Raw genomic sequence first — 11,098 nt, 5'->3', positions numbered from 1 at the left:
CCCTTTAGGGTTTGGTCAGTAACAAAGGCTTTCAGCCGCAGAGAAAACCACCCGTTAGCACGGGTGGTTATTATTTGGTCTTGATCCGTTTATGTCCCTCATTCCCCGCAAAATACCTTTTAACCGCGTGTATTTTTTCCTCAGCTGTCAATTCAGCCATAAAAAAACTGCACCATCCAATGCTAACAAAAGGGGGCAGTTCAAATTCCCGGCGGTCTTTTTCGTTAAAAAACAGGAACCGCAGCTATGACCGTTCAGACAACCTGCTTTACTATTTTTTAACAAAATCTTTATCTGAATAAAATAAAAAATAGTTCAAGATTAATATATAGCCTAAACAGATTGCCTTATTTTTAATGTAGGGGACAGTGTCACGACTTCCCGCTGTAAGCCGCTTTCCCCATTCAGAAGGTTTATCATTGCACATACGGCTTTTTGAGCCAGCTCTTCAACAGGAATATCGATTGTCGTGATTTCCGGATCGGTCACCTCACAGATCGATTGATTGTCATATCCAAGCACTGCAAGCTGCTTTGGCACTTCATATTGATAATAGCGGGCCCTTTTAATCAATCCTGCGGCCACTTGGTCATTTCCCGTAAAAATGGCGGTCGGCTTTTCGGACATGTTGTGGATCTGGTCCATAATGCGGAAGCCGTCATGAATGGTAAATGCGTGGCTGAACATCCACTTCTCCTGGAAACGTAAACCCGCATCAGACAATGCTTTCATAAACCCTTCTTTTCTCATAATCTGGGCCTTGCTGTGTATCGTGTCACAGCAAAAGGCCATTAAATGATGCCCTTTTTGAATAAAAAGCTCCGTTCCTTTATATCCGGCTTCGAATTCGTCATAGCAGATCACCGGCACGTCCGCTTCGGCGTGGAATTCATTTGCCAAGACCACGGGACCGTATTTGACGTATTTTTTGATGTCTTCCCACTCATTTTCAAGGCTGCATAACATAAGCCCGTCAACTTCTTTCCTCTTGAGCAGCTCCAGTACTTTCAGTTCATTCTGCTTTTGATAAAACGTCTGAAACACAATGACTTTGTATTGGTGTTTCAGTGCTTCAGCGGACATATGCTTCATGAGCTGCGCGAAGAATGGGTGGTCCGCGTGAGGGACAGACACTGCGAGAAACATCGTTTTGTTGGATCTGAGCTTTCGTGCAGACGTGTTCGGGATGTAATCCAATTTTTCGATGACTTCCAAAACCCGCTTCCTTTTTTCTTCAGATACATAGGGATGGTCGTTCAGTACTCTTGAAACAGTTGTTTTTGACACATTACTTAATTTTGCAATTTCGTCAATCGTAGGCATAAAGTCACTTCCTGAAAAAAAGAGTTGTTATGGTATCGATTCCATCATTTAAGATATGTCATGAAATATGACAATTTCCCAAAATAATAAAAATGGGGTGAAATTGATGAAAACCGCAAGCGAAAACATGACTTGCACAAGCAAACAGCTATTTGTTCTTCTGAATGATTTGAAGGAAGGGAAGCTCGCTGGTGAATGCCGTATAGACGACACACTGGCCAATCAAAAATTAAAAGAGACATTGCAGCAGGACCAATTCGACTTGACCGCCAATTTGTTAAACAGAATGGATTCTCCGCCCTCCAGAGTTGATTTTATGCCGCTTCATCGACTGATCACAGAAGAAGAAGTAGATGATGTGATTCATGCGGTGAAAGGCGTGCTGCCGACCGGGCAATTTACAAGCGGTTCTTATGTCGGTGTATTTGAAGCTGAAATAGCCGCTCTTTTGGGAAAAAAGCATGTCATGGCTTCCTCCAGCGGAACCGATGCCATGATTGTCGCACTGAAAGCTGCGGGTGTTGGACAAGGTGATGAAGTCATTATGCCTGCAAACAGCTTTGCTGCAACGGAAAACGCCGTGCTTGCAGCTGGAGCCACTCCGGTTTTCTGCGATATTGACCCTGTTACATTTTGCATGGATCCTTCTGAAATTGAAGCATGCCTCACTTTGAAAACAAAATGCATTTTGCCTGTACATCTTTATGGAAAGCTGCCTGACATGGAAGCCATTGCAAAAATCGCTGATAAATACGGCATCCCGATTATTGAAGACGCCTGCCAGTCGATCGGCGTCGATCTGGGAAAAAACAGCCTTTGCTCCATATTAAGCTTCAATCCGTATAAAAATCTCGGCACTTGCGGAAAAGCCGGCGCAATTGTGACGGATGATCCATCATTTGCATCCGCATGCATGGAATATATGTATCACGGCTTTGAACTGAACCAAAAAAATAAAAAGGCGGCTGATTACGGCTTTAACGCCAAGATTGATAATCTGCAAGCCGCTATTGGACTGGCAAGGATGAAACATCTTTCATTAAATAATCTGAAGCGTTTATATTTAGCTGATCGTTATATTGCGCATTTGCAACAGTATGAAGACAGAGGTCTGATCCAATTGCCTCAAATGACCGATGATCACGTGTGGCATTTGTTTACAATTAAAATAATAAGCGGAAATCGAGATCAAGTCAAAGATATGATGCTTAAATTTCATAATGTCCAAACAGATATATACTACCCGATTTTATCCCATCATCAAAACACACCACTTGTAAAAGCCGATTATCAGCACACATCGCTGCCGGTCACTGAATCAGTGCATAAACAAATGCTTCAGCTCCCTCTCTATCCGGGACTCACCGTAGAAGAACAAGACAAAGTAATGGAGGCCTTAATTGATGTCGTATCATGAAACACTTTCTTTTCACACCTTGCAGCAAGTAAACAAGCCAAAGTACGCCGTATTTTGTGATTTTGATGAGACATATTTCGCCCACAGCATCACCGATGAATCGAGGAAAGCGCTCATGGACCTTGAAACATTTATTCATTCGCACCATCTTGATCACAAGATTTTGCTCGGCTGGGTGACCGGGAGCGGCCTGTCATCCGTTCTTGCAAAAATGAAGCGGGGAGGCTTTCGATATCTTCCGCATTTTGTCGCCAGTGATCTTGGCACTGAGATCACTTATTTCTCTGAAGAAGGCCAAGTCTCTGATAAAGATTGGGAAGCCCGCTTGCAAGAATCAAATTTCTCCCATGATATGGTCGAAGAAATCAAGCAGACTCTCTCTGAAAAATATGAGATTGCGCTTGTGCCTCAGACTCAGCATGGTTTTTCCCGTTATAAAATCAACTATTACTATAGATCTTCGGATGAGAGCACAGATAAGAGGGCGCTTGAAGCCATCAGGCGGCTTGCAAGAGAGCATGAAATAGGAGTAAATATCAATCGCTGCAATCCTTTGGCAGGCGATCCGGAAAACAGCTATGATGTGGACTTTATCCCCTTGCGGACAGGCAAACCGTACATTGTGGATTTTATATTGGATAAATTCGCGATAGAGAGGGAGAATTCATTTGCTTTCGGCGACAGCGGAAACGATGTGGATATGCTTAAAAAAACCGGACATGGTTATCTGGTGGGGAATGCGACAGCAGAAGCCAAGTCGCTCCATTCCCGTATGACAGAAGGAAGCTATACGGCTGGAATTTTAGAAGTGCTAAAAGCCCATATCAAACGATAAGGAGTGTCCTTAGATGAAAATCGGAATTATTGGAGCCGGAGGAATTGCAAAAGCTCATGCGAAAGCTCTTTCAACAGTCAAAGGTGCCGAGCTTTCAGGGTTTTTTGATGTCAATTCGCTTGCCTCGCGTAAATGTGCGTTTGAATACGGGGGAACTGTATTTAACAGTATGCAGGAGCTGCTGAATCAGTCGACGGCAGTCATCGTTTCATCGCCGAACTTTTGCCATAAAGAACATGTACTTGAAGCGATGGCCGCAGGTAAGTATGTATTGTGTGAAAAACCGATGGCTGTCTCAATGGAAGAAGCGGAGGAGATGAAAAACAGGGCGTCTCAATCTGCTTATATTCCGATCATGGGCTTCAATTACCGCCATCTCACATTTGTTCAGCGCCTAAAAGATATGATATCCGGCAATGAACTTGGAGATATATTGTCCATCAATGTCCATTTTAAGAAAAACAGCGCCTTGAGAAGAAAAAAATATACTTGGCGCGATCATTCGAAAAGCAACAAAACGAGCGGTGCATTAGGAGATTTGGGTGTGCATTTAATCGATCTCATTCTTTATTTGTTCGACAGTCCGTTTAAACTGGACAGTTTAAAAGTCAAAATGATGACGGTCGTCAAAGAAAAAGAACAAAAACAGGTATATGTTGATGATCATTCTGAAGTATACGGCCAGCTTGAAAATCATGTGTTTGTCAATATGATTACGTCAAAATGCACAAAAGCGGATGAGTGCGGCTTTAGCATCGAGGTCAATGGCCAAAACGGCGTATTTTACTATCATTCACGGCAGAAAAATCAGTTTTTGCTGAGGACCGGATTGACGGAGCAGATGATAACAATGCCGGACACGTGGCTGACAGACCCTGAAAATGAATTTTACGGATGGGCCGATTCCTTCAGAGTTCAGCTGATTCAATGGATGAACGGAATTCGGGATCGCAATTTCGCATCGCTTGCCGCTTTTGAAGATGGATACAAGACACAATTCTACTTAAATGAATTTTTCAATAAAGGTCAGCAGCTGTCCCTTTCAAAACAAGCAAACTAGCATTGCGAAAAACCCTTGCCGGCCGTGCCAATAGCCGCAAGGGTTTTATGGTCTGCAACGAAGGAGTGAGTCTAATGAAAAAAATATTTCTATTCGGCTGTTCGTTTTATTTTCTTGTAGGGGTTATCCATATTCTGCTGGGGAGCCTGTCACCGTATATCATTCAAGAATATCACCGGGATGTTCACGATCTATCCTTCCTGATCTTTTTCCAATTCACCGGTTTTCTAATCGGCGTCCTGCTTGCGCCGATATTTGTCAGACGCACCTCTCATACGGCTGTATTGACGTTTGGCCTTCTACTTATTCTCGTAACGCTTTTAGGCGTTTTCCTTTTTGATATGTTCATCTTTTTTGTCATCATGGGGTTTTTGCTCGGCTTTGGCGCCGGTACTTTAGAAACGACGATGGGAGCGTATGTGATTGCACAAGATAAAAATGCGAAGGGGATGAATATTTTAGAGGTTTTTTTCGGATTAGGCGCTTTGCTGTTTCCTTTTCTTATTTATATCCTTACGGAACGATATGCCTGGCATTTCCCCTTGTATGCTTTATTTATCTTCGTTTTTGTGCTTGCGTGTATGTGGGTGGTTTATTTGTGCAGAAAAACCCCTGACACTGCTTCCGGTCAAATGGCTTATCAGGAAAAACCGACTGTGTCAGCCATATTTGAAACCGGAAAGAAAGAAAAAAGCATTTTCCTCTTTCTCATATTCGCTTTTGTATATGCGGGTATCGAGACCAATTTCGCAAACTTTTTGCCGGCGCTGATGCTGGAAAAAGGAGCGGAAGAAATCAGCGTGATCAGCGTTTCGTTTTTTTGGACGGGAATGGTGTGCGGGCGTTTATTGACAAGTATTTTTGGCGGACGCTTAACTTCCGTTGCCTTTCTGATCTTCAGTGCCGGAGCCTTGACTGTTTTGCTTTTGATTATGGCGTGGTTTCCGGTTCATCAAACACAGCTGCTCCTCGTATTTTTCATCGGGCTGTCGGCAGCCGGCATTTTTCCGTGCGCCGTCACTCTGGCCTCGTTGGCTGGAAAGCCTTTTACAGAGGAAATCACCAGTCTCTTCATTTCATCCGCAAGTCTGGGAGGAGCGCTTCTTTCATTCTTGATCGGCTGGGCGATTGATGCAAGCGCAGCGGCTGTCTTCCCGTTTCTGTTGTTCGGCGGATTGGGGGGCTTGCTGCTCGTCATCAGCGCGGTGATTTTTTTATCCGGCCTGCAAAAAAACAAGCAGAGCCATTTGGATATGTAGATTTTAGGAAGAGATTACAAGCTTAGTAGGATTTTTTTCAGCATCCGTTTAAACCGTTCCATCTTTGACCATAATATTGCTAGAAAAGGTTGAAGAACGGAGAGGAACGGTGGGGAAAATGAAGAAATCAAACATTGCCTGTATGTATATTTTTCTTTTATTAATAGGAGCGCTTGCAAATCTCACGACGGAAGAGACGGCCCAATCATCGGGCGGGAAGCCTGCTGTGATTCCAGATGAAGCGATTCGGCTGCGAATTTTGGCAAACAGCGACAGCGGGAGCGACCAAAGCGTCAAACGTAAAATCAGGGATGAGGTCAATAAACAAATTACGAATTGGGTGGAAAACCTGACCTCGGTTGAGGAAGCGAGACAAGTCATCAGGTCGAAGCTGCCTGAAATCAAAGAGGTTGCCAAGGATGTCATGAAGCGCGAAAATGTCCGGCAATCCGTGTCTGTCCGTTTTGATCGAGTTTCATTTCCGACAAAACTATACGGTAATATGGTGTATCCAGCCGGGGAATATGAGGCTGTTTTAATTACATTAGGCAAGGGAGAGGGAGCCAACTGGTGGTGCGTCCTGTTTCCGCCGCTTTGCTTTCTTGATTTTTCCAATGGGGAAGCCGTAAAGTCGCCTGAAGACGAACAAACCGCTGCCGGGGAAAACCGTCGGGAAGAAAAAACAGTCGCGGCGGATGAAGCGAAATCTGGCGAAGATAAAGAAGACAAAGAAGTGAAATTTTTTCTTGTCGAATGGATTACCGGGCTTTTTTCTTAAAGAGACCGCCTTGCTTTCGTGCAGGGCGGTTTTTTATTGTTTGTTTTTTCATGATGGTTATTCACGCTTTTGAATATGATATAATTTTCCAAAACGGTTCGGGGAAAATACTGCTTTTCGGATATACACCTTCTGCCCCTTCCTGATGTGCCAATTACATTGCCCGGCAGAAGAGAAACTGTCTTATCACCAGTACAGAGTTCATTTGCATACTCATTCAAAGCATGAGTTCCTGCTAATCAAAATTGAAAAATCAATAGCCGGCATTCTTCCAAATCAAAAGGTATATTTTACTGTCGCCCTCATAGATTGGATAGAGAAGTTAAAAAACGGGGTGAAAAGATGTTCTACCAATTGAGGTTAGCGGAAATGAAAGACATGAATGCGATTGAAGCGTTTTTAAAAAAGGCGGGGACAAGCCATAAAGGCCTTGAGGAAGCGAAGAGCCAGTTTATCATGATGGAAGACCCTCCCGATGAAATCGTCGCCTGCCTCGGAATGGAGGAATTTGAAAACAAAAAAGGGCTGCTGCGCTCGCTTGTCGTGTCTGACAAGCTCAGCCAGGGCCACATCGTTTCCCTGTTTCAAAGCATGCAGGTATTGTGTGAAAAGCGGGGAATCCAAACCCTGTATTTAGTTGCCAATAAACGAACATCGATGGATTTCCTTGAAGTGCTCGGTTTTAAACAAGCTGCGGCAATTCCGGTAGAGCTTGATGGATCAGAGCATGTTTCAGACTCACTGAGCGTAAACGGAGCCGTTTTGATGGAAAAAACGTCTCATTAGCCGTTAACTTATACACAGAGATATCCACGGATTCAAAAGCGTTATCCACAAAATGTGGACAACGCTTGTTTTCTTTTTCTTCATCTTTTATACTTTCAACAGGATTTACATGAATGATTAACGTTTTTAGTGTTTTGTTAAGGGAGTTTTGATGGTGATGAAAACAAAAGTATGGACTGTGGATGTAAAACGTGATTTGTCCACAAACTGTCCACAAATTGCACAAGCGGCAAGACTGCTCAAGCAAAATGAAACGGTTGCTTTTCCGACAGAGACGGTTTACGGTCTTGGTGCAAACGCCAAACACAGCGAAGCGGTAGCTAAAATATACGAAGCGAAAGGGCGTCCGAGCGACAATCCGCTCATTGTCCACATCGCTGAAATTGAACAGCTCGGAGAATTTGCAGAGGTTGATTCGCCTCAGGCCGAAATGCTGATGAAGCGTTTTTGGCCCGGACCGCTGACCCTTGTGCTGCCGTGCAGGCCCGGGGTGTTGTCCACAAAGGTGACGGCGGGGCTCGATACGGTCGCGGTCAGAATGCCTGATCATCCTGTTGCCCTTGAGCTGATTAGACAGGCCGGCGTTCCGGTGGCCGCCCCGAGCGCCAATCTGTCCGGAAAACCGAGTCCGACGAAGGCCGAGCATGTCGTCCACGATTTAAACGGACGGATTGCAGGTGTCGTTGACGGCGGTCCTACAGGAGTAGGGGTTGAATCAACAGTTGTTTCATGCACCGGTGAAATTCCGGTCATTTTGAGGCCGGGCAGCGTCACAAAAGAGCAGCTCGAAGAAGCGGCCGGCTCTGTCTTGATTGACCAGGGCCTCACCGACGAAAAAAAGGCGCCGATGTCTCCAGGGATGAAATATACGCATTATGCACCGGAAGCGCCGCTTGCCATTGTGAACGGAGGCGTTGAAGATATTCAACGGCTGATCGGCCAATATCAGAAAGACGGCATGAAAGTCGGCGTCCTTACGACAGAGGAACGGGCCGGTGCCTATCAGGCGGATGCCGTCCGCATCTGCGGCAGAAGAGACCGTCTTGAAACGGTTGCCGCCGGTTTGTATGACGTTCTCCGCAGCTTTGACGAAGAACAGCTCGATTTTATTTTTGCGGAGTCTTTCCCTGAGGAAGGGGTGGGCCGGGCGATTATGAACCGGCTCTTGAAAGCGGCAGGCCACCGCGTAATCGAAGCATAGCCTAAGCAGGGTTGTTCTATCCGCCTTTGGACGTGCATAAGCTAGAAAAGCTGGCGTGTCCAAGGGGGAATTGCATGAATGTTGATGTGTTGATAGGCGAAATCCTGACGCTCTCGATCATGGCTTTTGCACTCGGCATGGATGCCTTTTCAGTCGGTCTTGGAATGGGAATGGCCAAGCTGAAAAGGAACCAAATCTTTCAAATCGGCGTCATTATTGGATTGTTCCATGTCATCATGCCGCTGGGCGGAATGATTGCAGGACAGTTTCTTTCGGGCGCGCTTGGTGCGCTTGCAGGGTATCTTGGAGGAGCGCTTTTATTGGTGCTGGGCATTCAGATGATTGCCGCATCTTTTAATAAAAGCGGAGAGCAGATCATCTCTCCGCACGGCTTCGGCTTATTCATTTTTGCCGTCGGCGTCAGCCTCGACAGCTTTTCAGTCGGTCTCAGTCTCGGTCTCTACGGGACGAAACCGTTATTAACGATCTTTTTGTTCGGTTTGTTCAGCATGGTGTTAACCTGGGCGGGTCTGCTGCTTGGAAAAAAGGTTCAAACGTGGCTTGGCGCTTACAGCGAAGCGCTCGGAGGAGCCATCCTGCTGAGCTTCGGTCTGAAGCTTTTGCTGCCCATTTAATTGAAAGAGGAGAAAATCTTCTTCCCGCTTTGCATAACATAATAAAACATAGAAAAAGAGGGGGCGATAACCCCTCTTTTTTGATTTCTGGAGCGGATTTTATTATTTTCCGGCTGAATCCTTTATAATATGAACAAAGGAGTGAACAAGATTGAACATATTATTTGTCTGTACTGGAAATACGTGCCGCAGCCCGATGGCCGAAGCGCTTTTTAAATCTGCGGCCGCCGAAAAAAAACTGAATGTCTCCGTCAAATCTGCCGGGTTGTTTGCTCCTGAAAACGGAAAAGCTTCTTTATATGCAGTCGAAGCGCTTTTTGAAAAAAACATCGCTCTGAATCATACATCTTCACAACTTTCCGGGAAGAAGGTTGAATGGGCGGATCTCGTGTTGACGATGACGGAGCAGCACAAGCAGGTGGCAGTACATGAATTTCCAAAGAGCCGAGATAAAATCTATACGCTGAAAGAGTATGTCAAAGGAGAAAGCGGGGACATTATTGACCCGTTCGGCGGATCTCTCAGCGACTATCAAAAAACGAGAGATGAGCTGGAGCAGCTGCTGAAAAAATTGGCAGAAATGCTGGCGGGGAAATCTCGGGAATAGAAGCTAAGGAGCGTTTGCAAATCGAGCGGCAGTGGGTACAATAGACATGATCAATCAGAAATATATACCGGCTGTATACTGCTTAACGGTCTCCGCGAGACTTTTGGCGGCACATCAAACGAGGAGGAGTCATTCCAATGAAAGTAATCATTGCTTCAGATCACGGCGGAATCAATATCAGAAAAGAAATTATGGCATTGATGGATGAATTGAACATCGAATACGAAGATTACGGCTGCGAATGCGGTTCAGGATCTGTGGATTACCCGGATTATGCGTTTCCGGTCGCGCAAAAAGTGGCGGACGGGGAAGCCGACAGAGGCATTTTAATATGCGGAACAGGAATCGGCATGAGCATTTCCGCCAATAAAGTAAAAGGCATCCGCTGCGCCCTTGTCCACGACGTTTTCAGTGCGAAAATGACAAGAGAGCACAATGATACGAATGTTCTTGCGATGGGTGAACGGGTGATCGGCCCCGGTTTAGCGAGAGAGATTGCAAAGGTTTGGCTTACGACTGAGTTTTCAGCCGGGCGGCACGCCGTCCGTATCGGAAAAATCGCCGATTATGAAGACAAGCATGAATAAAGGGTGTCGTCAATCATGAAGAATCTCGAACAGACATGGCGTTCTATATTAGATGAATTTCATCAGCAGGCAAATTTGCGCGACGGCCAGATCGTCGTCATCGGCTGCAGCACAAGCGAGGTGGCCGGAAGGCGAATCGGCACTTCGGGAAGCGGACAAATCGCTGAAGCGGTCTACAAAGGCTTAGAAGAGCTCAGGGATCAAACAGGAGTCGCCCTTGCTTTTCAATGCTGCGAGCATTTAAACAGGGCGTTGGTCGTCGAGGAAGAAACGGCGAACACATACCGTCTTCCCGTTGTTTTCGCCGTTCCTGTTCCGAAAGCGGGGGGTTCCATGGCTTCATATGCCTATAAACATATGAAGGCTCCTGTCCTTGTTGAACAAATAGAGGCCGAAGCGGGGATCGACATCGGCGACACGTTTATAGGGATGCATTTAAAGCCTGTGGCCGTTCCTGTCCGCGTCTCTGAAAAACAGCTGGGCGAAGCGCATGTGACGCTTGCGCGGACAAGGCCGAAGCTGATTGGAGGCGTCCGCACCGTCTATGAAGCGGAGTAGCGGAAGAAGCGGGGGGAAGAGCCGGACAGGCTTTTTTTCTTTATTAAAATAA

12 protein-coding genes are annotated in these 11,098 nt (G+C 45.7%); 11 read left to right on the top strand and 1 reads right to left on the bottom strand.

The window, feature by feature from the left end:
• Positions 1–333: 333 nt before the first annotated feature.
• Entirely contained in the window at positions 334–1,323 is a 990-nt protein-coding gene (locus QMZ64_RS17280; RefSeq protein ID WP_265625414.1) for a LacI family DNA-binding transcriptional regulator, read from the bottom strand.
• 106 nt (positions 1,324–1,429) lie between these two features.
• Here QMZ64_RS17280 and QMZ64_RS17275 point away from each other — a divergent pair, with 106 nt between their 5' ends.
• From QMZ64_RS17275 to QMZ64_RS17225, 11 genes are all read left to right on the top strand, one after another.
• On the top strand, positions 1,430–2,740 hold the full coding sequence (locus QMZ64_RS17275; protein WP_301441493.1) for a DegT/DnrJ/EryC1/StrS family aminotransferase: 1,311 nt from the start codon (positions 1,430–1,432) through the stop codon (positions 2,738–2,740).
• Positions 2,727–3,575, top strand: a complete 849-nt coding sequence (locus QMZ64_RS17270) for an HAD-IIB family hydrolase (RefSeq protein ID WP_265625416.1) — start codon at positions 2,727–2,729, stop codon at positions 3,573–3,575. Before QMZ64_RS17275 ends, QMZ64_RS17270 begins: the two co-directional genes overlap by 14 nt.
• Positions 3,576–3,588: 13 nt before the next feature.
• Positions 3,589–4,635: a Gfo/Idh/MocA family protein gene (locus QMZ64_RS17265; RefSeq protein ID WP_265625417.1), complete on the top strand. Its 1,047-nt coding sequence runs from the start codon at positions 3,589–3,591 to the stop codon at positions 4,633–4,635.
• Positions 4,636–4,709: 74 nt separating this feature from the next.
• Positions 4,710–5,894 carry an MFS transporter gene (locus QMZ64_RS17260; RefSeq protein WP_265625418.1) on the top strand — a complete coding sequence of 395 codons (1,185 nt, stop codon included), beginning with the start codon at positions 4,710–4,712 and terminating at the stop codon, positions 5,892–5,894.
• A gap of 118 nt (positions 5,895–6,012) precedes the next feature.
• Positions 6,013–6,672 carry a stage II sporulation protein R gene (gene spoIIR / locus QMZ64_RS17255; RefSeq protein ID WP_265625419.1) on the top strand — a complete coding sequence of 220 codons (660 nt, stop codon included), beginning with the start codon at positions 6,013–6,015 and terminating at the stop codon, positions 6,670–6,672.
• A 342-nt stretch (positions 6,673–7,014) separates the two neighbouring features.
• On the top strand, positions 7,015–7,458 hold the full coding sequence (locus QMZ64_RS17250) for a GNAT family N-acetyltransferase (protein ID WP_265625420.1): 444 nt from the start codon (positions 7,015–7,017) through the stop codon (positions 7,456–7,458).
• A 157-nt stretch (positions 7,459–7,615) separates the two neighbouring features.
• Complete coding sequence (locus tag QMZ64_RS17245) at positions 7,616–8,659, top strand: L-threonylcarbamoyladenylate synthase (protein ID WP_265625421.1); 1,044 nt, start codon at positions 7,616–7,618, stop codon at positions 8,657–8,659.
• 74 nt (positions 8,660–8,733) lie between these two features.
• Positions 8,734–9,294, top strand: a complete 561-nt coding sequence (locus QMZ64_RS17240; RefSeq protein ID WP_023857078.1) for a manganese efflux pump MntP — start codon at positions 8,734–8,736, stop codon at positions 9,292–9,294.
• Positions 9,295–9,445: 151 nt separating this feature from the next.
• Entirely contained in the window at positions 9,446–9,901 is a 456-nt protein-coding gene (locus QMZ64_RS17235) for a low molecular weight protein arginine phosphatase (protein ID WP_243941739.1), read from the top strand.
• Positions 9,902–10,038: 137 nt separating this feature from the next.
• The gene (gene rpiB, locus QMZ64_RS17230; protein ID WP_020453266.1) at positions 10,039–10,488 is read left to right on the top strand and encodes a ribose 5-phosphate isomerase B; all 450 of its coding nucleotides are present in this window, start codon (positions 10,039–10,041) and stop codon (positions 10,486–10,488) included.
• A 15-nt stretch (positions 10,489–10,503) separates the two neighbouring features.
• A complete protein-coding gene (locus QMZ64_RS17225; RefSeq protein ID WP_265625422.1) occupies positions 10,504–11,046 on the top strand; it encodes a TIGR01440 family protein in 543 nt (180 codons plus the stop codon).
• Positions 11,047–11,098: the final 52 nt, after the last annotated feature.

The organism is Bacillus sp. LB7, from assembly GCF_030449715.1.
Classification (GTDB): domain Bacteria; phylum Bacillota; class Bacilli; order Bacillales; family Bacillaceae; genus Bacillus; species Bacillus paralicheniformis.
The sequence above is the reverse complement of the archived record's forward strand: the minus strand, read 5'-3'. Positions and strand labels throughout refer to the sequence as shown.